The sequence below is a fragment of the Pseudomonadota bacterium genome (assembly GCA_016195085.1).
In the GTDB taxonomy this organism is placed as follows: domain Bacteria; phylum Pseudomonadota; class Alphaproteobacteria; order SHVZ01; family SHVZ01; genus JACQAG01.
Genome location: JACQAG010000071.1, coordinates 61864 through 81366 on the forward strand (window position 1 = coordinate 61864; position 19503 = coordinate 81366).

Annotated in this window: 17 protein-coding genes; 14 read left to right on the plus strand and 3 right to left on the minus strand. The window is 67.4% G+C overall.

Features of this window, described 5'->3' with window-relative positions; all coding sequences use genetic code 11:
* The first annotated feature begins 27 nt into the window (after positions 1-27).
* From HY058_19335 to HY058_19350, 4 genes are all read left to right on the plus strand, one after another.
* Positions 28-756, plus strand: a complete 729-nt coding sequence (locus tag HY058_19335) for a class II aldolase/adducin family protein (protein MBI3499453.1) — start codon at positions 28-30, stop codon at positions 754-756.
* Positions 757-893: 137 nt separating this feature from the next.
* Positions 894-1892, plus strand: a complete 999-nt coding sequence (locus tag HY058_19340; protein MBI3499454.1) for an ABC transporter substrate-binding protein — start codon at positions 894-896, stop codon at positions 1890-1892.
* Between the two features lie 46 nt (positions 1893-1938).
* Positions 1939-2721, plus strand: a complete 783-nt coding sequence (locus HY058_19345; protein ID MBI3499455.1) for an ABC transporter ATP-binding protein — start codon at positions 1939-1941, stop codon at positions 2719-2721.
* A complete protein-coding gene (locus HY058_19350; GenBank protein ID MBI3499456.1) occupies positions 2718-3518 on the plus strand; it encodes an ABC transporter permease in 801 nt (266 codons plus the stop codon). Before HY058_19345 ends, HY058_19350 begins: the two co-directional genes overlap by 4 nt.
* A 182-nt stretch (positions 3519-3700) precedes the next feature.
* Here HY058_19350 and HY058_19355 read toward each other — a convergent pair whose 3' ends face one another.
* On the minus strand, positions 3701-4129 hold the full coding sequence (locus HY058_19355; protein ID MBI3499457.1) for a cyclic nucleotide-binding domain-containing protein: 429 nt from the start codon (positions 4127-4129) through the stop codon (positions 3701-3703).
* 176 nt (positions 4130-4305) lie between these two features.
* Between HY058_19355 and HY058_19360 the strand changes: the two genes are divergently transcribed.
* Both HY058_19360 and HY058_19365 read left to right on the plus strand, forming a co-directional pair.
* The gene (locus HY058_19360; GenBank protein MBI3499458.1) at positions 4306-6117 is read left to right on the plus strand and encodes an ATP-binding cassette domain-containing protein; all 1812 of its coding nucleotides are present in this window, start codon (positions 4306-4308) and stop codon (positions 6115-6117) included.
* 96 nt (positions 6118-6213) lie between these two features.
* On the plus strand, positions 6214-6924 hold the full coding sequence (locus HY058_19365) for a DUF2076 domain-containing protein (protein ID MBI3499459.1): 711 nt from the start codon (positions 6214-6216) through the stop codon (positions 6922-6924).
* 6 nt (positions 6925-6930) lie between these two features.
* On the opposite strand, the gene HY058_19370 is transcribed toward HY058_19365, so the two are convergent.
* On the minus strand, positions 6931-7893 hold the full coding sequence (locus tag HY058_19370; GenBank protein ID MBI3499460.1) for a hydroxyacid dehydrogenase: 963 nt from the start codon (positions 7891-7893) through the stop codon (positions 6931-6933).
* Positions 7894-8049: 156 nt separating this feature from the next.
* Here HY058_19370 and HY058_19375 point away from each other — a divergent pair, with 156 nt between their 5' ends.
* Positions 8050-8919: an amidohydrolase family protein gene (locus HY058_19375; protein MBI3499461.1), complete on the plus strand. Its 870-nt coding sequence runs from the start codon at positions 8050-8052 to the stop codon at positions 8917-8919.
* 42 nt (positions 8920-8961) lie between these two features.
* On the opposite strand, the gene HY058_19380 is transcribed toward HY058_19375, so the two are convergent.
* On the minus strand, positions 8962-9414 hold the full coding sequence (locus HY058_19380) for a nucleoside deaminase (protein ID MBI3499462.1): 453 nt from the start codon (positions 9412-9414) through the stop codon (positions 8962-8964).
* Positions 9415-9643: 229 nt separating this feature from the next.
* On the opposite strand from HY058_19380, the gene HY058_19385 reads away from it, so the two are divergent.
* From HY058_19385 to HY058_19415, 7 genes are all read left to right on the plus strand, one after another.
* A complete protein-coding gene (locus HY058_19385) occupies positions 9644-10870 on the plus strand; it encodes a urate hydroxylase PuuD (GenBank protein MBI3499463.1) in 1227 nt (408 codons plus the stop codon).
* Positions 10867-11766 (plus strand): 2-oxo-4-hydroxy-4-carboxy-5-ureidoimidazoline decarboxylase, encoded by a 900-nt coding sequence (gene uraD / locus HY058_19390; protein MBI3499464.1) that lies wholly within the window; start codon positions 10867-10869, stop codon positions 11764-11766. Before HY058_19385 ends, uraD begins: the two co-directional genes overlap by 4 nt.
* A 161-nt stretch (positions 11767-11927) precedes the next feature.
* On the plus strand, positions 11928-13364 hold the full coding sequence (gene xdhA, locus HY058_19395) for a xanthine dehydrogenase small subunit (protein ID MBI3499465.1): 1437 nt from the start codon (positions 11928-11930) through the stop codon (positions 13362-13364).
* On the plus strand, positions 13361-15724 hold the full coding sequence (gene xdhB, locus HY058_19400; protein MBI3499466.1) for a xanthine dehydrogenase molybdopterin binding subunit: 2364 nt from the start codon (positions 13361-13363) through the stop codon (positions 15722-15724). The genes xdhA and xdhB overlap by 4 nt, the downstream gene beginning before the upstream one ends.
* A gap of 161 nt (positions 15725-15885) precedes the next feature.
* A complete protein-coding gene (locus HY058_19405) occupies positions 15886-16824 on the plus strand; it encodes a dihydrodipicolinate synthase family protein (GenBank protein MBI3499467.1) in 939 nt (312 codons plus the stop codon).
* A 1-nt stretch (position 16825) separates the two neighbouring features.
* The gene (locus tag HY058_19410; GenBank protein MBI3499468.1) at positions 16826-17626 is read left to right on the plus strand and encodes an NAD(P)-dependent oxidoreductase; all 801 of its coding nucleotides are present in this window, start codon (positions 16826-16828) and stop codon (positions 17624-17626) included.
* Between the two features lie 422 nt (positions 17627-18048).
* Entirely contained in the window at positions 18049-19371 is a 1323-nt protein-coding gene (locus HY058_19415; protein ID MBI3499469.1) for a pentapeptide repeat-containing protein, read from the plus strand.
* The last annotated feature ends 132 nt before the right edge of the window (positions 19372-19503 follow it).

The following is a 19503-nucleotide window of genomic DNA, read 5'->3' on the forward strand; positions in this document are numbered from 1 at the left end:
GCTCGAGGCCGCGCGCGGGTGCGATGCATGACCGGATCGGGGGACGCCGGCACCTTGCCCGCCTCTGATCTGATCGACGAGCTCGTCATCGGCAACAAGATCCTGTCGCACCAGAAGGTGGTCGACGCCTTCGGGCATCTGAGCGTGCGTCACGACAAAGATCCAACCCGGTACCTGATGTCCCGCCACCTGGCGCCGGGCCTGGTGACGGAAGCCGACATCGTGACCTTCGATCTCGACAGCAATCCGATCGTCGACAAGGGCCAGCGCTATTACAGCGAGCGCTACATTCACGGCGAGATCTACAAGGCGCGGCCCGAGATCGTCGCCGTGGTGCATTGCCATGCCCGCGAGCTCATTCCCTATGGTGCTACGGGAACGCTGCTGCGCCCGATCTTTCACATGAGCGGCTTTCTCGGCGCCGGCGTGCCGATCTTCGAGATCCGCGAGGCCGCCGGCATGACCAACATGCTGGTGAGGACGCCGGCCTTGGGCAAGGCTCTCGCCAAATCCCTCGGCGACAAGCCCGTGGTGCTGATGCGCGGTCATGGCGCCACCATGGTCGGCAAGTCGATCAAGCAGGTGGTCTATCGCTCGATCTACGCATCGGTGAACGCCCAGCTGCAGATGGACGCGGTCAAGCTGGGCCAGCCGATCTTTCTCGCCGATGAAGAAGCAAAGAAAGCGGCGGAGGCCAATGACGGCTCGCTCGACCGCGCCTGGAACTATTGGAAGCATGAGGCATTGGGAGAATGACGATCGACGTATACTGGTCGATATAGAGATCCCTCACCCTCCCACGCGAGCGCGTGGGCCCCTCCCTCTCCCGCGATGCGGGAGAGGGTGCCGAGCGTAAGCGAGGCGGGTGAGGGTCGGCTCGGGGAGGTTCAACAATGCGATCGATGCTCGGCGTGACGATGCTTGCCGGCGCAGTCTTGGCGGCAACGCTCGGCGGTGCCGTGCCGGGAGCGACCGCAGCCGATCCGCCGAAGCCATGGCGCCACGGCCTCCTGGAGGCGAAGAGCGACGCCGGCATCATCTTGATGCCGAGCCGCGGCGGCTTTGCCGTAAAACAGGGGCTGGCGCTGGAGATCGTACAGATCAAGAGTGACATCACCGGCCTGCAGGCTTTGCTCGCCGGCGAGCTGGATAGCTTCGAGGGCGGCATCGGCGGCTCGATCAAGGTTGCCGCGCGGGGCGTCGATGTGAAGTTCGTCGGTTGCTTCTGGCAGGGCCTGCCGCACGGGATCTTCGTCAAGGCCGGGATCGCCAGTGTCGAGCAGCTCAGGGGCAAGGCCTTCGCCATCTCAGCCCCGGGGGCGATGCCGGATTCGCTGGCCCGAGCGCTCCTCGACAAGCACAGCATTCCGTCGGCCGACGTGCGCTTCGTCAATCTCGGCAGCGATCTCGATCGCTTCAAGGCGCTGGCCGCCGGCGTGGTCGATGCCGCGGTCGTCTCCGGGGAATACCTGCCGATCGCCCAGGATCAGGGTCTGAAGCTCCTGGTTCCTGGCCGCGAGGTGCTGCCGAACTACATACGCAACTGCACGATGATGACCGGCAAGACCCTGGCCGGGCGCCCCGAGGATGCTGTCCGCTTCCTCGCCGCGGAAATTTCCGGTCTCCGCTATGCGCTCTCCCACCGCGAGGAAGCCCTCAAGCTGGCGCGAGAGATCACCGAAGCCAAGCCCGGCGATCCGCGCGCGGCCTATATTTTCGACGACGCCGTCAGCTCGGGCGCCGTCGACCCCGACATGCCGATTCCGATCGAGAAGATCGCCTGGATGCAGGACCTCCTGGTCAGGAGCGGCGACATGACCCAGCCCGGCGACGTGGCGAAGATGATCGATCCCAGGCCGCGGGAGAAGGCGCTGGCGCTCCTCGGTCCGTGAGCCGGAGAATGGACCGGCACCCCTCATCGATGCGGCGGGGCCTTCCGTGGCCGTGGTGAGGCTGATCGAGATCTCCAAGCGCTTCCCGGTCCGTATCCGCGGTGCCGCGCACAGCGTCTTGGCGGTCGACCGCGTGAGCCTCACCGTCGGCGACGGCGAGATCGTGGCGATCATCGGACCGAGCGGCTGCGGCAAGACCACGGCGCTGCGCATCGTCATGGGGCTGGAGACGGCGACCAGCGGGCGCGTGCTGGTGGACGAGCGGGAGGTCCGCGGCTGCGGCTATGATCGCGGCATGGTCTTTCAGCAGGCCCAGCTCCTGCCCTGGCTGACGGCCTTGCAGAATGTGATGTTCGCCCTCGAGCTGAAAGGGATGCAGGGGAGCGAGCTGCGCGATACGGCAGTCTCCTGTCTCGATCTCGTCGGGCTCGCGGACTCGCTGGATCGCCGGCCGCACCAGCTCTCCGGCGGCATGCAGCAGCGCGTCGGCATCGCCCGCGCCCTGGCGATCGATCCGAAGGTGCTGCTGTTGGACGAGCCCTTCGGCGCCATCGACGCGCAGACGCGCGAGGGGCTGCAGGAGGAGTTCCTCAGAATCCACGCAAGCAGCGGCAAGACGGTCTTGTTCGTGACCCACGACCTGGATGAGGCAGTCTTGGTCGCCGATCGGGTGGCGGTGATGAGGGAAGGACGCCTGCAGGAGATCATCGAGGTGCCGCTGGAGCGGCCGCGGGGCGACTCGGCGGCGATCAGGGCGCTCCCGGCTTTCGTGGAGACCCGCCACCTGATCTGGCAGGCGCTCCGGGTTGCCAAGGAGCCGGTCAATTGACCCCGCGCGAGACGAACGAAGCGTCGTCGCGGCCGATCCCGAGCTGGGTGGTGACGCTCTCCTCGCTGGCGGTGTTCCTCGGTGCTTGGGAGCTCTTCGGCCGCGACATCAATCCGGTCTTCGGTTCCTATCCGAGCGCCATCGCGATCGCCTTCGGGGAGCTGGTCGCCAACGGCAAGCTCGTCGCGGCCCTCCATGACAGCCTCAGACCCTTCCTCCTCGGCTACGCCTTGGCGATCGTCGTCGGCGTGCCGCTCGGCCTGGTGATCGGGCGGTTTCGGATCTTGGAGGCAGCGCTCGGCATCTACATCACCGCCGGCTATGCCATGCCGCTGGTGGCTCTGGTGCCGTTGCTGATCCTGTGGCTCGGCCTCGGCTTTGCCGTCAAGGTCGCGATCGTGTTTCTGATGTCGCTGTTTCCGATCGCGATCAACACCTGGCTGGGGGTCGCCGCGGTGCCTAAGACCCTGATCGAGGTGGGCAAGTCCTTCGTCGCCTCGGATATGACGATCCTGCGACGGATCATCCTGCCGGCGACCTTGCCCTACATCCTGGCCGGCACCCGGCTGGCGGTCGGCCGAGCGGTGGTCGCCATGGTGATCGCGGAGTTCTTCACCACCATTTCCGGGCTGGGTGCGATCATCATCAATTCGGCCAACAATTTCGACACGGCGCGCATGTTCGTGCCGATCGTGGTGCTGATGGCGTTGGCGATCGGCCTCAATGCGCTCATCGGCGCCCTCGAGCGGCGGCTCGCACCCTGGCAGGCGGAGCTATCCGGCCGCGAGGATCGCTGACGGGCTAGGCTAATGCGGAAACGGTACGGCTCCCTCAACTCCACTTCGTCATGCGCGGGCTTGACCCGCACATCCACGTCGTGCCGCTGTTCGATCCAAGACGTGGACCCCCGGGACAAGCCCGGGGGTGACGCAATGAGGAGCGATGCCGCCTAGGCGGAACCTGCGCAAGCCCCTAGCGGCTAGGCCGCGGGAATCCGGAAGCGGCCGGTCTCCGGGCAGACCTCGATCCGGTCGTTGAGCTCGGTCAGTCGGCGCACCAAGGTCCGCATGAGCGCCGCCACGCCGGGAGTGGCGTCCTCCAGCAGCTTCTCGAGATTGCCCGTGGTCAGCACCACGCACTCCGTCGGCCCGGCGGCGCGCGCGTTGGTGCTGCGCCGGCCGGTATTGAACAGCGCCATCTCGCCGAAGATCTCGTTCGCTCCGAGCGTGGCGATGACGATCTCCTGACCGTCATGCACCTTGTAGATGTCGACCGCGCCCCGCTTGATGAGAAAAGCATGGGAGCCCGGCTCGTCGGCGCGGAAGATCATTTGGCCTATCTGGAACAGCCGACGATCCAGCACGCGCGTCGCCGCGCGCGCGCCGGACGCATTCGGATTGTCGATCATCGGATCCCTCCATGCCTGGTCCTGGCGTCGGGCCGACACCATAACATCCAGCGACCGATCCTGGCCCGGGTTCCGGGGTTTTGATACCCCCGGCGCGGCTATCGGTTCAATCATTCCAGCCTATGGCGGAAACGACCGGTGCGCGATCGGCCCGCACCTGATAAAGCTCGCCCGCCATGGTCCCGCCTCTCCTTCATTTGCAGGATATCCACCTCACCTTCGGCGGCCCGCCGCTCTTGGACCGGGCCGAGCTGCAGGTGTCGGCGGGGGAAAGGCTGTGCCTGGTCGGCCGCAACGGGTCGGGCAAGTCGACCTTGCTCAAGATCGCCGCCGGTCTCATCGAGCCCGACCGCGGCGTCCGCTTTCTCCAGCCCGGCACCAAGGTCCGCTACCTGCTGCAGGAACCGGACCTGTCGGGCCATGCGAGCGCCTTTGCCTATGTCGCCGCCGGCCTTCCTGAAGGCGAGGAGCAGCATCGTGCGAGATCGCTCTTGAGCGCGCTCGGCCTGACCGGCGAGGAGGATCCCGCCCGCCTCTCGGGCGGCGAGGCGCGCCGCTGCGCCTTGGCCCGGGTGCTGGCGCCCGGACCCGACGTGCTGCTCCTGGACGAGCCCACCAACCATTTGGATCTGCCGGCGATCGAGTGGCTCGAGGGAGAGCTCGGCGGCTTGGGCGCGGCCTTGGTGATGATCAGCCATGATCGGCGCTTCCTTGGCACGCTGTCGCGCCGCACGCTCTGGCTCGACCGGGGGATGACCCGGCTCCTGGACCGCGGCTTCGAGGCGTTCGAGGCATGGCGCGAGGAGGTGCTGGAGGCGGAGGAGCTGGAGCGCCACAAGCTCGACCGCAAGCTCGTGCGCGAGGATGACTGGCTGCGCTACGGGGTGACGGCGCGCCGCAAGCGGAATCAGGGACGGCTCGCCTTGCTGCAGGCGCTCCGCCAGCGGCGAGGGGAGCTGCGCCGCGCTCCGGAGACAGTGAAGATGGCGCTCAGCGAGGCCGAAGGTTCGGGTACCCTGGTGCTCGAAGCCAAGCGCATCGCCAAATCCTTCGGCGCCGAGCCGATCATCCGCGACTTCTCGATCCGGGTTTTGCGCGGCGATCGCATCGGCGTCGTCGGCCCCAACGGCGCCGGCAAGACCACGCTGTTGAACCTCTTGACCGGCAGCTTGGCGCCGGACTCGGGCTATGTCCGCCACGGCGCCAATCTGTCGATGCTCACCCTCGATCAGCGCCGTGCGGCGCTCGATCCCGAGCGGAGCGTGGCGGAGACGCTGACCCAGGGCCGCGGCGACACCGTGGTGGTCGACGGCCAGGCGCGCCACGTCATCGGCGTCATGCGCGATTTCCTGTTTCTGCCGGACCAAGCGCATACGCCGCTCGCCGCCTTGTCCGGCGGCGAGCGCGGCCGGCTCATGCTGGCTCTGGCCTTTCTCGAGCCCTCGAACCTCCTGGTGCTGGACGAGCCCACCAACGATCTCGATCTGGAAACCCTCGACCTCTTTCAGGATCTGTTGGCCGACTATGCCGGCACCGTCCTCGTCGTCAGCCATGACCGCGACTTTCTCGACCGCGTCGCCACCTCGGTCATCGTCGGCGAGGGGGAGGGATTGTGGGTCGAGTATGCCGGCGGCTATTCGGACATGCTGGCCCAGCGCGGTCGTGGGATCGGACCCAAGACGTTGGCGCGCCCGCCCTCGGCCCGGGCACCCTCCCAACCCAAGGCGGCGGCACCCTCTGGCCGGGTGCGCCGGCTCACCTTCAACGACAAGCATGCGCTGGCGGCCTTGCCTGAGAAGATCGAGGCGCTCGGAGGCGAGATCGCCCGGCTGAAAGGGGCGCTCGCCGATCCCGGCCTCTATGCCCGCGATGCCGCGGAGTTCGAGCGCCTGGTGGCCGCCCTGGCGACGGGGGAGGCCGAGCTCCAAGCTGCCGAGGACGCGTGGCTTCTCCTCGAGCTCCGGCGGGAAGCGCTGGAGGGATGCTAAGCCATGACGGACATTAACATTTTGTAACCGTTGCAGGCTGCGAGGAGGCCCCCCACATGATGGCGGGACCAATCGACCCTCCTTAACAGGTGAGCCATGACCCCAGAGGAACGCGCTCTCATCACCGGCCTCTTCGCCAAGCTGAAGACGGCCGATACCGCAGAGAAAGACCGCGAGGCCGAGGACTTGATCCGCCGGCTGGTGGCCGAGCAGCCGAGCGTCTCCTATCTCCTGACCCAGACGGTGCTGGTGCAGGAGCAGGCGCTGGCGGGGGCGCAGGCGAGGATCGCCGAGCTCGAGGCCAAGGCGAAGGCGGCCGCTTCATCGTCCGGCGCCGGCACCAGCTTCCTAGGCGGCGCCGCCAAGAGCGGGCCGTGGGGCTCGTTCACCTCGGCGCAGCGACCGGCGGCGCCGATGCAGGCGCAAGCCGCACCCGCCATGCCGCCGATGCCGGGGCAACCCATGGCGGCTCCAGCCGCAGGCGGCGGCTTCCTCCATGCCGCGCTCGCAACCGCAGCCGGCGTCGCCGGCGGCGCCTTGCTGTTCGAGGGCATCCGCGGGCTGATGGGCCACAGCGCCGGTCCGTTCTCCTCCGCGCTCGGCACCACCGTCAGCCAGCCCGGCGTGACCGAGATCACCAACAACTATTACGGCGACAGCGCCGCGGCGGGGCGCAACGCGCCGGGCGTGGTGGACACCGCCTATCAGCCAGACGATCCCGCCAGCGCCGGGCTCACCGACGCCAGCTACCAGAGCGACAGCGACGATAACGCCGGCGGCTTCGATTCCTCCGACGACTCGGCCTAGCCCCGGCTAAGCGCGTGCGCTGGTTTTGAAGCGCCGCGCCTCGGTTGGGTTGACCGCGAATTTCGGCATCTCGCCGGCGAGGATCTGGCGCACCTGATCCACCGTGTCCTGCGCCTGGGATTCCATGGAATCCGGCACCATGCCGCCGATATGCGGGGCCGCGATGACGTTGGCAAGCCGGCCGAGCTTGACCGGCGGAATGTCGTCTGGCTCGTTGCCGACATCAAGCGCGGCACCGGCGATGCGTTTCTCCCGGAGCGCCGCCACCAGGTCGTCTTCGATCAGCACCGGCCCGCGCGAAGGGTTGATGAGGAAGGCGGTCGGTTTCATGCGCCGGAAGAAGCCGGCATTCAGCATTCCCTCCGTCTCCTTGCTGTGCACCGCGAGGCACAGCACGAAATCGGCTTCGCCAAGCAGACGATCGAGATCGACGAGCAAGACCGCCGCCGCCGCCGTCTTGGCATAGGGGTCGTGCACCAGCACGCGCATGCCGAGGAAGGCCAAGACGTCGGCCATGCGCCGGCCGAGATTGCCATAGCCGATGACCCCCGCGGTCTTGCCGGCGAGCTGGATGCCCAGCCGCTGCTCGGGAATGCGTCCGGCGCGATAGGCGGCGACATAGTCGGAGGTACCGCGGGCGAGATCCACCATCTGGCCCAGGAGCAGCTCGACCACGGCGGGGATGAAGCCCGGTCCGGCACGCGTCACCAGCACGCCGGAAGCCGAGGCGGCGGGCACATCGATGTTGCGGATATCCATGGCGTTGCGAACCAGCGCGATGAGCCGCGGCAGACCTTGGAACAGGTGGGCGGGCGCCGGCGTCAGCCGGTCGGAGACGATGATGGCGCAGTCCCGGGCGCGCTCGATCAGCCTGTCCGGCGCCAGGATGTCGTCGGTCTCGTTGAGCGCGAGCGTGCCCAGGGCCGCAAGCCCGGCAACCGCCTTCGCGCCGTATTTCTGCTCGCGCATCGTCTTTGGATGCGTCAACAAGATGCCAACCATGTCCCTCGTCCCTGGGGTGTGAGGCGGCGAGCATGACGGAAGAGAAGCGGCGGTGACAAGCCGCGGCAGCTGAGGCAGGCTGCACCGGCCCCCCGGATAGGCGGGCCCAGAGCCAGAGGAATCATGGCCGAGCCGCTCCGCACCACCCTTCCCTTCGATCCGACGCCGCAAGCGCCCAAGCACAAGACCCCGCCGGGGGCGTGCGATTGCCACGCCCATGTGTTCGGACCCTTCGATCGGTTTCCGCTCCAGGCGAAGCGCGGCTACACGCCGGGTCTCGCCAGCAAGTACGACTATCGGAGAATGCTGGATCGGATCGGTGTTGCCCGCGGCGTCCTGGTGCAGCCTTCGGTCTACGGCACCGACAACCGCGCCATGGAGGAGGCCCTCGCCGCCGATCCCAAGCGGCTGCGCGGCGTGGCCGTGCTCGAGCCCACGGTGAGCGAGGCCGAGCTCGATCGCCTGCACGCGCTCGGCGTGCGCGCCATCCGCCTCTCCGACAGCATGGTGGGTGCCGTCTCGCTCCGGCATCTGGAGCCCATGGCGACACGGCTCAAGCCCCGGGGCTGGCACATTCAGCTGATGGTCGACGTGACCGCCGATCCCGCCTTGGTCGAGCGGGTGGCCCACCTTGCGGTGCCGGCCGTGTTCGATCACATGGGATCGATGCGGCCGGAGAAGGGCCTGGGCGATCCGGGTTTCCGCGGCTTGCTGCAGCTCCTCGCCAAGCGCGGCTGCTGGGTCAAGCTGTCCGGCCCCTATCTCGATCCGAAGGCGCGCCCGCCCTATGCCGCGGTCACGCCGATCGCATCGGCCCTGGCGGCGGCGGCACCGGACCGCTGCCTCTGGGGCACGGACTGGCCGCATCCGGCGGTCGCCAGCCACATGCCCGACGACGGCCAGCTCCTCGACCTCATCGCCGAGTGGGTGCCGGACGCGGCGAGCCGTCGGCGCATCCTCGTCGACAACCCGGCATCGCTTTATCAGTTCTGAGGCAGTACGCCCCGGGGGCGCTGCGTAGAGCGGTCGTCGCCATCAGTACCGAATCTTGTCTGGCTTCGCCAACCACTCCTGGAACACCAGCTTCGCCTCCTCGGAGCCGAGCCGGATGAGAGGCACCGAGCGGTCGTCGATGCCGGCCTGAAACTCTTGGTAGATGCGGGCATCGTCGAAACCGATCGCCGCCGCGTCGGCACGCGTGTTGGCATAGTAGACGCAGTCCAGCCGCGCCCAATAGATGGCGCCGAGGCACATCGGGCACGGCTCGCAGCTGGTATAGATCTCGCAACCGGCGAGGCTGAAGGAGCCGAGCGCCTCGCAGGCCGCCCTGATCGCCACGACCTCGGCATGCGCGGTCGGATCCTTGGCCGAGGTAACCTGGTTATGTCCACAGGCGATGACGGTGCCGTCGCGCGCGATGACGGCGCCGAACGGCCCGCCGACACCCTCCCGCATCTTCTCGGCGGACAGGGCGATGGCGCGGCGCATCAGTTCCAATTGCAAGGCCTCAGGTGGGCGCATCGACACTCGCACGCATCCGATCAGATTCCGAGACTAGCAAAACCAATGCCGGAACGAATACCGCCATTGCGGCCGTCGCGCAGCGGCCGATGTCCGCCCGCACCGTTCGCATTCCGGCGAGGTTTCGAGCGCAAGACGGCACTTTTTCGGACGGAACCGGCGGCGTATCGTCGGCTCCGAGCAATGCGGGGGCGGCATGAGCGCGATCGACATCGTCCTGACCGAGTGGCTGAGCGCCGGGCTGCGCTGGCTGCACGTCCTTGCCGGCATTTCCTGGATCGGCAGCTCGTTCTATTTCATCCATCTCGATCTCAGTCTCAGGCCCACGCCTGGGCGCCCCGAGGGCACCCAGGGCGAGGCCTGGCAGGTGCATGGCGGCGGCTTCTATAACATGGTGAAGTACCTGGTGGCGCCGGCGCGCCTGCCCAGGGAGCTCACCTGGTTCAAATGGGAGGCCTATACGACTTGGCTCAGCGGCTTCTCGCTGCTGATCGTGACCTATTACTGGAGCGCCGATCTCTTCTTTGTCGACCGCGCGGTGCTCGACATCGGCACCGCCGCCGCGATCACCCTCAGCCTCGGCACGCTCCTTGCCGGCTGGCTCGCCTACGAGGCGATGTGCCGCTCTTCCCTCGGCCGTGACGAGGTCCGTCTCGCGCTGGTCGGCTTTGTCTTCCTAGTAGGACTCGCCTGGGGCTTTACGCACGCCTTCAGCGGTCGCGGCGCCTTCATTCAGATGGGGGCGCTCATCGGCACGATGATGGTGGCGAACGTTTTCGTCGTCATCATCCCCAATCAGAAAAGGGTCGTGGCGGCGTTGCTCGCCGGGGCGGCACCCGATCCGGACCTCGGCAAGCAGGCGAAGCAGCGCTCGGTCCACAACAACTACCTGACCTTGCCGGTCGTCTTCCTGATGCTCGCCAACCACTATCCGCTGTTCTTCGCCACCCGTTACAACTGGCTCATCTTCGCGATCGTGCTGCTGATCGGCTTCATCATCCGCCATTTCTACAATTTGCGTCATGCGGGTTTGCCGAACCCGTGGTGGACCTGGGTCGCCGCGGCGATCGGCATGGCGGCGATCGCCTTTCTCTCCTGGGCGGGCGCACGCTCCGGGGGCGCCGCCGCGGCGTCCGGCACGCCGCCCCCATCTTTCGATCAGGTCGCCGAGATCATCGCCACGCGCTGCAGCATGTGCCATATGGCCGAGCCCGTCTGGAACGGCTTCATCCACGCCCCCGACGATGTGCTGCTCGATACGCCCGACGACATTGCGGCGCGCGCGCGGCAAATCATGATCTTTGCCGTGCTGACCGACGCGATGCCGCCCGGCAACGTCACCCTGATTACCGAGGAGGAAAGGCGGCTGGTTGGCGCGGGCCTGGCCGGTCGCGCGGCGTGGTGGCCGGGCGTGAGACCATGAGCGGCACGGCGCGGACCGTGTCGCTGACGACGCTGAACGCGCTTTCGGTGGCCGATTTATCCCAGCACCTCGGCAACGTCTACGAGCATGCACCCTGGGTCGCCGCAGCGGCGGCGGCGGCGCGCCCCTTCGCGACGACCGTCGCCCTCCACCAAGCCATGAGCGCGGCAATTCACCAAGCCTCCGAGGCCGAGCGTCTGGCCTTCGTCCGCGGCCATCCCGATCTCGCGGGCAAGGCGGCACGGACCGGCGCGCTCACCGCGGACTCGACCGGCGAGCAGGCGAGCGCCGGGCTCGACCAGCTCGGCGAAGCGGAGTTCGCCGCGTTCCACCGCCTCAACGACGCCTACCGGGCAAAGTTCGGCTTTCCCTTCATCATCTGCGTCCGTCGCCACACCAGGGCGTCGATCCTGGCGAGTTTCGAGAAGCGTCTCGCCCACGCGCCCGCGACCGAGCTCGCGACCGCGCTCGACGAGATCGATCGCATCGCCGCCCTGCGCCTCGACGCGCTCGTCACCGGCGAGGGACGGCTCAACCTCGCCGGTCGCCTGTCGACGCATGTGCTCGACACCCTTGCCGGGAGGTCCGCCGCCGGCCTCGCCATCGAGCTGCGCGAGCTCTCGGCGAGCGGCGGCGATCGTCTTGTCGCGCGCGCCGTCACCAATGAGGACGGCCGCACCGACGCTCCGCTCATTGCCGGTCGCCCGGTGCCGATCGGTCGCTACGAGCTCGCCTTCGCGGTCGGCGACTACTTTGCCGATCGCGGCGTCCGCGTCGCCGACCCGCCCTTCCTAGACATCGTGCCGATCCGTTTTTCCGTCGCCGAGGCGGAAGGCCGCTATCACGTGCCGCTGCTGATCACGCCCTGGTCCTATTCGACCTATCGCGGGAGCTGAATTCGGCGATCGCGGCGCGGCGGCCCCTTGATGGGCTGCGGCGCGCCTGCGCTGACGAGGTGGTAGCCGGGATCCGCGTAGACCCGCTTGCCTCTTTCGGCAACGGCTCGGACGAAATCTGCGCTTCGCGCCAATGCAAGACCCGCGGTACTCTCTAGTCCATGGGTGGCGAGATCCGTTTCCTGCTGAACGGCGCCCCGCGGCGTCTCGCGGATGTGGCGCCGACGACGACGGTGCTCGACTATCTGCGTGGTGCGGAGCGCGCCTGCGGCACCAAGGAGGGCTGTGCCGAGGGCGATTGCGGCGCCTGCACGATCGCCCTCGGCGAGCCGGCGGGAATGGGGATCCGTTGGCGCGCGATCAATGCCTGCGTCGCTTTCCTGCCGCAGATCGACGGTACGATCCTGCTGACCGTCGAGGGCCTCGCCGGGCGGAGCTCGCTTCACCCGGTTCAACAGGCGATGGTCGACAATGAGGGCAGCCAATGCGGATTTTGCACACCCGGCTTCGTCATGGCGCTCTTCGCCTTCCAGCATGGCGGCGAGGCGGCCGATGAGGAGGCGGTGCACGAGGCGCTCGCCGGCAATCTCTGTCGTTGCACCGGTTATCGGCCAATTGTCGCCGCGGCGCGCCAGATCGCCGGCAAGCCGGACCGGTTCGATGCGGCGGAATCGGCGCTGCTGGACGCGCTGGCGCCGCTCCGCCGCACCGAGGAGATCGCGCTCAAGCATGGCGGCGAGAGCTTCTTCGCGCCGGCCTCGCTCGATCGGCTGCTCGCGTTGCGGGCAGAGCGGCCCGCGGCGCATCTCCTCGCGGGCGGCACCGACCTCGCGCTTCTGGTGACCAAGGACTATCGTGCGCTGGAGAGCGTCATCCTGGTGACGCGCGTGCCGGAGCTGCGCGAGATCAAGGTCGAGGCCGATGCCCTCACGCTCGGCGCCGCCGTGACCTATACCGACGCCCTGCCGGTCATCGAGCGCCATTGGCCGTCCTTGGCACGCCTGGTCAAGCGGATCGGCTCCCGTCAGATCCGCAATCTCGGCACGATCGGCGGCAACATCGCCAATGCCTCGCCGATCGGTGACATGCCGCCGGGCCTCATCGCGCTTGGGGCCACGGTCGCCCTGCGCTCCCGCACCGGGCGCCGCGTGCTGCCGCTCGAAGACTTCTTCCTCGACTATCGCCGGACCGCCCTGGCCAAGGACGAGATCGTCGAGGCCGTGCGCATCCCGCTGCCGCACGGGGAGCAGTTTCGCACCTATAAGATCGCCAAGCGCTGGGACCAGGACATCTCGGCGGTCTGCGGCGCCTACAGCATCACCCTCGACGGCAGCCGCATCGCTGCCGCGCGCATCGTCTATGGCGGCATGGCGGCGACGCCGCGCCGGGCGTTGCGGGCGGAGCATGCGCTGATCGGTCGGGCGTGGAGCGAAGCGGCCGTCGAGATGGCCGCGGCGGCGCTGGCCGAAGATTTCCACCCGATCGGCGACTGGCGCGCCAGCGCGGCCTATCGCACGCAGGTCGCCGGCAACTTGCTGCGGCGGTTCTGGCTCGAGACGGTGCGTTCCGACCTTCCGCTCGATGTGATGGCGCTATGAGCGAGACTCCGACCGGCGGCATCTCCGGCGCTCCCGGCACGCCCAGGCCTCACGACAGCGCCAGGCTCCATGTCGCCGGCACCGCACGTTTCATCGACGACATGCCCGAGCCGCCGGGCCTTCTGCATTGCAAGCTGGTGGTAAGCTCGCACGCCCATGCCCGCATCCTCGGCATCGACGCCACGGCGGCGCTGGCGCACCCCGGCGTCGCTGCTGTGCTGAGCGCGGCGGACATTCCCGGCGTCAATGACATCGCCCCGATCCTCAAGGACGAGCCATGCCTCGCCGCGGGGATCGCGGCGTATGCGGGTCAGGCTGTCGCGATCGTCGCGGCCGAGAGCCTCGCGGCAGCGCGGCAGGCGGCAAAGTGCGTCGCGGTCGACTACGCGGAGCTGCCGGCGACGCTCACGATCGAGGCGGCGCTCGCCGCGGAGAGCTACGTGGCGCCGCCGCAGATCATGCAGCGCGGCGATCCTGCCGGCGCGCTCGCCGCCGCGCCCCACCGCCTGACCGGGCGGCTCCGCACCGGCGGACAAGATCATTTCTATCTCGAAGGGCAGGTTGCGCTGGCGATCCCGCGCGAGGACGGCGGCATGCTGGTCTACAGCTCGACGCAGCATCCGACCGAGGTGCAGCACGGCGTCGCCCATTTGCTGAGCCTGCCCAACGCCGCGGTGACGGTCGAGGTGCGGCGAATGGGCGGCGCCTTCGGCGGCAAGGAGAGCCAGGCGACGCAGATCGCCGGGATGGCGGCGCTCGTCGCCCTGCGGACCGGACGACCGGCAAAGCTGCGCCTGGCGCGCGACGACGATATGATCGTGACGGGAAAGCGCCACGACTTCCTCCTCGACTGGGAAATCGGCTTCGACGCGGAGGGGCGCATTCTCGCCCTCGACATGCGCCTGGCCGCGCGCGCCGGCAATGTCGCCGATCTGTCGCCCGCGGTGCTGGGCCGCGCGCTCTGCCATGTCGACAACGTGTATTTCCTCCCTCATGTCCGGCTCAGCGGCTATGCCTGCAAGACCAACACCGTGTCGAACACTGCCTTCCGCGGCTTCGGCGGCCCGCAGGGAATGATCGGGACGGAGGTCATGATCGAAGAGATCGCCCGCCACCGGCAGCTTCCAATCGCGACGGTGCGGGAACGCAACTATTACGGAGCGCCGCCGCGTGCGACGACGCCCTATGGCCAGTCGGTCACGGACAACATCATCGCACCTTTGACGGCGAAGCTGGCGGCGAGCGCCGCGCTCGCCGAGCGCCGCGCCGCCATCGACGCCTTCAACCGGACGAGCCCGGTGATCCGCAAGGGGCTTGCGACCTTCGCCGTCAAATTCGGCATTTCCTTCAACCTCCCGACGCTCAACCAGGCGGGCGCCCTCGTGCACGTCTATACCGACGGCAGCGTCCTTCTCAATCACGGCGGCACCGAGATGGGGCAGGGGCTGTTCGTCAAGGTCGCACAGGTGGTCGCCGATGTTTTCCAGATCGACATCGAGCGAATCCAGGTTAGCGCCACGGCGACCGACAAGGTGCCGAACACTTCGGCCACCGCCGCCTCCTCGGGCTCCGATCTCAACGGCATGGCGGCCTACAATGCGGCGATCGAGATCCGCGGCCGCATGGCTCATGTCGCCGCGGCCGAGCTTGATGTGTCGATCGATCGGATCGTCTTTTCACAAAACCGCGTCCATGGCGGCGGCCGGTCGATGCGCTTCGCCGAGCTGGCCAAGCTCGCCTGGAGCCAGCGCGTCTCGCTTTCGGCGACCGGCTTCTACCGCACGCCAAAGCTTTCTTGGGACCGCGCGCGCCTGCGGGGCAGGCCCTTCTATTATTTCGCTTATGGCGTCGCCGCCTCGGAGGTCGCGATCGACTGCCTGACCGGCGAGCACCGTGTGCTGCGCACCGATATCGTCCATGACTGCGGCCGCTCGCTCAACCCGGCGATTGATCGCGGTCAGATCGAAGGCGGCTTCGTCCAGGGCATGGGCTGGCTGACGATGGAGGAGCTGTGGTGGGACGAGAAGGGGCATCTTAGGACCCATGCTCCCTCGACCTACAAAATTCCCGGCAGCCGTGACGTACCCGTGGATTTCCGTGTCCACATTCTCGAGGACTCGCCCAACACGGAGCCGACCATCTTCCGCTCCAAGGCCGTCGGCGAGCCGCCGCTGATGCTGGCGATCTCCGTCTGGCTTGCCTTGCGCGACGCCGTCGCGAGCCTCTCCGACCACCAGTCTCCCGTCCATCTCGACGCTCCGGCGACGCCCGAGCGCATCCTTGCTGCCGTCACCGAAATGCGCGAGCGTGCGGCGGCACCGATCGCGCCCGCTCAGGCAACCGAGCCGGTCCCGGCGTGAATCCTCGTCGTCGGCGCTCGAGCGTATCGAGCGCGCGCCGGCTGCTGCGGAGGTAGGATCAACCTGAGGCGCTCCCCGAGAGCGCCCCGGGGAATTGACCGCTGCCGGACCCGCCCCTATCGTTCTCCCCGCGTCACCCCAGTGGGAAGGAAGCATCTGCCATGAAGACCTCTCCGGTCGCGCTGGCCGATCTGTCGAACTCGGTCATGGCCGTATTGCCCCTGGGGCGCCATGGCGATCTGTCGATCGACAAGCCGGAGAACACCCGGCTCATCCGCCATGTGGAAGCCGGCGGCGTCAGCACGCTCCTCTATGGCGGCAACGCCAATTTCTATCATGTCGGCCTCTACGAGTTCGCCGGCATCCTCGATTTCCTGGCGGAGGCCGCAGCACCGGGAAGCTGGGTCATTCCCTCCGTCGGTCCGGATTTCGGCAAGATGCTGGACCAGGCCGACGTGCTTAGGAGCCGCGCATTTCCGACCGCCATGGTGATGCCGCCGGCCGCGCCGATGACCCAGGCCGGCGTCGAGGCGGGGGTGCAGAGCTTCGCCACGCGCTTCGGCCGTCCGGTCATCCTCTATATCAAGAGCGAGGGCCAGATCGCGCCCGAAGGTGTGAAGCGCCTCGTCGATGCGGGCGTGATCGCCGCGGTCAAATACGCAATCGCCCGCTCCGATCCGAAGGAGGACCGGTATCTCCAGCGCCTGGTCCATCTCATCGACCGCAAGAGCATCGTCAGCGGCATGGGCGAGCGGCCGGCGCTGGTGCATATGCGCGACTTCGATCTCGCCGGCTTCACTTCGGGCTCGGTATGCATCGCGCCCCGCAGCGCGCGGGCGATGCTGCAGGCTTGCCGGCGCAAGGACTGGGCCGCGGCCGAGCGGCTGCGCCAGTTCTTCATCCCGCTCGAAGATTTCCGCGAGAAGCTCAGCTTCATCACCGTGCTGCACGAGGCCGTGACCTTGTCGGGGATTGCCGATATGGGCGTGGTGTTGCCGCTCTTGAGCAATCTCGAGCCGCAGCATCACTTCGCGCTGAAGAAGCTGGTGACCGCGCTCATCGCTTCCGATCGGGCGGCAGCCGCGGCAGCGGCGGCCTGAGATGGCGGCAAAGCCGATCCTCTTGACCGGTGCGGCGGGCGCGCTCGGCCGCTATCTCCGGCCGAAGCTGATCGAGGCCTATGGCCGCTTGCGCAGCGCCGACAAGGTGAGCTTCGCGCCGGCGCTCAATGGCGAGGAGCAGGTCGTCTGCGACCTCCACGATCTCGCGGCGGTCGAGCGCATGGTCGAGGGCACGGAAGCGATCCTGCATTTCGGCGCCTATTCCGTCGAGGCCGATTGGGAGACGATCCTCCACTCCAACATCATCGGCACCTACAACGTCTTCGAGGCGGCACGGCGCAAAGGTATCAAGCGCCTGGTCTTCGCCTCCTCCAACCACGCCATCGGCTTTCACACCGTCGAGACCAGGCTCGATGCCACCTCGCTGCAGAAGCCGGACAGCTATTACGGCGTCTCCAAGGCGTTCGGCGAGGATCTCGGCAGCCTCTATGTCGACAAGCACAACCTCGAGGTCGCCTGCCTCAGGATCGGCTCCTGCTTGCCCGAGCCGAAGGAGGCTCGCCATCTCTCGACCTGGCTCAGCTATCCCGATTTGCTTCGCCTCATCCAAGCTTGTCTGGAGGCGCCGTTCCTCGGCTTCACCATCATGTACGGCATGTCCAACAACACCAGAAGCTGGTGGGACAATTCGCTCTCGCCCCATGTCGCCTACCGGCCAGAGGACAATGCCGAGACCTACGCCAAGCAGATCCTGAGCCATGGCGATCCGCGGCCGGAAGGCGATCCGGCGCGCCGCTTCCATGGCGGCCCGTTCACCAGCGACGGCTACGTCCGGCGCTGAGCTCAAGCACCGCGCTGATTCGGTCACGAGTGTTCCTCTGGCCCGATTGAGATGCCGGCCGAAGCGCCGGCGGCAGTCCGCGGGGCCGCCTCCCCCATGCTTTTGCTGCTCTGCCAGGCCGGGCCTTCGCGGGCGCAACATATGCTAGCCTGCAATGCTCACCCGCTATTCCTAGTAGGTCGGACAATGCTCGACAGTTTTTGGTAAAACTCGTGCATTAATCAAGTAACCATCGGCAAGCGTCCCGATAGGCGACAACCTTGATCGGACTAAGAAAATTCATCCGTTTTTCTTGAAGAGAATTAGTTGAACAGATATAAACCTCGAAATGGGGTGTCACCTGTTTCAGTTGTTCAGCCGGTAATAGTTGAAACCTTCCGGTGCAGCGGGGCAGTGCGGATGTTTGACGAGGTTGTAGCCTGATGGGCGGTGTGGCGGGGCAGCAGAACGAAGAGCCGAAACGGTTCGTCAGGATCGACGACGACGCGCTCAAGGACGCCCTCGACTGCCATCTGCGCTTCATCAAGGGTGCGCGCGGCGGACGGCGCGCGACCCTCGCCCGGCGCGATCTTTCGAACCGCGACCTGACCGGGGTCAATCTCGCCGGCGCCGATTTGACCGGGGCCAAGCTCGCCGGCACCAAGCTTACCCGGGCCGCCCTGGCCAATGTCATCCTGTTCGGCGCCGATCTGCGCTCCATCACCGCGCAAGGGATTGACCTGACCAAGGCGGATCTGCGCGGTGCCTGCCTCAGCGGCGCCGATCTCACCAATGCGATCCTGACCGAAGCCGACATGCGCGAGGGCGAGGTAGCTTATGTCGAGGAAGGCGACCTCACCACGAACCGGCAGAAGCTCACCCCCTCCGACATGACGGCCGCGGTGATGCGGCGGGCGGATCTGAGCCGCGCCCGCTTCTCCAAGGCCTCCGGCGCGCAGGTCGATCTGAGCGACGCGGTGCTGCGCGGCGCGCGCATGAATGGCGCCGATTTGCGCAACGCCAATTTGACCGGCGCCATCCTGGTGCAGGCGGACCTGACCGATTCCAATTTGAGCGGCGCCACGTTGTTCGGTGCGGTTCTGACCGACTCGACCTTGACCCGCGCCGACGTGACCGGCGCCAAGCTGTTCGGCACCATCATGAACGGCGACATCAGCAAATCCGGCGCCAAGGGCACGCCGGTGAAGCCGGGAACGCCGCCGCCGAAGCCGATCGCCGAGATGATCGCGGCGCACCTGGAATGGGTGGAATCCGGCGGCGCCAAGGGGGTCCGCCTGGAGCTTCCGGGCGCCGATCTGAAGGGTGCGGATTTCCGCGACGCCAACCTCGCCGGCGCCAAGCTCACCGGGGCCGAGCTGGCGCGCGCGAATTTCAGCGGCGCCAGGCTGCTTTTTGCCGATTTCGGCTTCTGCGACATGCGCGATGCGAAGCTGCGTCGCGCCGATCTGCGCGGCGCCGATTTCAGCCGCGCGTTTGCTGGCGGCGCCGATCTGAGCGAGGCCATCCTCGGGCTCCATGGCAAGGGTTCGAGCGATCCGGTGAGACCGACCAAGCTCACCAAGGCCCGGCTGTGGAGCGTGCGCCTCAAGGGTGCGCATCTCTGCCGCGTCGATTTGAGCGGCGTCGACCTGACCGGCGCCGACTTGACCCAGGCCGATCTGCGCGAAGCCGATCTGCGCGGCGCCACGGTGACGCCCGAGCAGCTGGCGGTGGCGATCACCACCCTCTCCGGCACCGCCGACTGATCTCCGCGAGGCGGCGATCGGCGCCCGAGATGCGCGGACTTTAGGTTGAATTCCATATATTAATCAAACGTTAAGCGGGTTACGCGAGCATGTCCGTATGACCTCCGAGAAGCGGAGGAGTGGTGACGGCAT

Coding starts and splice junctions, on each gene's coding strand:
- HY058_19335 (MBI3499453.1), top strand. CDS start 28: ATGACCGGATCGGGGGACGCCGGCACCTTGCCCGCCTCTGATCTGATC.
- HY058_19340 (MBI3499454.1), top strand. CDS start 894: ATGCGATCGATGCTCGGCGTGACGATGCTTGCCGGCGCAGTCTTGGCG.
- HY058_19355 (MBI3499457.1), bottom strand. CDS start 4,129: ATGATCGACAATCCGAATGCGTCCGGCGCGCGCGCGGCGACGCGCGTG.
- HY058_19360 (MBI3499458.1), top strand. CDS start 4,306: ATGGTCCCGCCTCTCCTTCATTTGCAGGATATCCACCTCACCTTCGGC.
- HY058_19365 (MBI3499459.1), top strand. CDS start 6,214: ATGACCCCAGAGGAACGCGCTCTCATCACCGGCCTCTTCGCCAAGCTG.
- HY058_19370 (MBI3499460.1), bottom strand. CDS start 7,893: ATGCGCGAGCAGAAATACGGCGCGAAGGCGGTTGCCGGGCTTGCGGCC.
- HY058_19375 (MBI3499461.1), top strand. CDS start 8,050: ATGGCCGAGCCGCTCCGCACCACCCTTCCCTTCGATCCGACGCCGCAA.
- HY058_19380 (MBI3499462.1), bottom strand. CDS start 9,414: ATGCGCCGCGCCATCGCCCTGTCCGCCGAGAAGATGCGGGAGGGTGTC.
- HY058_19385 (MBI3499463.1), top strand. CDS start 9,644: ATGAGCGCGATCGACATCGTCCTGACCGAGTGGCTGAGCGCCGGGCTG.
- uraD (MBI3499464.1), top strand. CDS start 10,867: ATGAGCGGCACGGCGCGGACCGTGTCGCTGACGACGCTGAACGCGCTT.
- xdhA (MBI3499465.1), top strand. CDS start 11,928: ATGGGTGGCGAGATCCGTTTCCTGCTGAACGGCGCCCCGCGGCGTCTC.
- xdhB (MBI3499466.1), top strand. CDS start 13,361: ATGAGCGAGACTCCGACCGGCGGCATCTCCGGCGCTCCCGGCACGCCC.
- HY058_19405 (MBI3499467.1), top strand. CDS start 15,886: ATGAAGACCTCTCCGGTCGCGCTGGCCGATCTGTCGAACTCGGTCATG.
- HY058_19410 (MBI3499468.1), top strand. CDS start 16,826: ATGGCGGCAAAGCCGATCCTCTTGACCGGTGCGGCGGGCGCGCTCGGC.
- HY058_19415 (MBI3499469.1), top strand. CDS start 18,049: ATGGGCGGTGTGGCGGGGCAGCAGAACGAAGAGCCGAAACGGTTCGTC.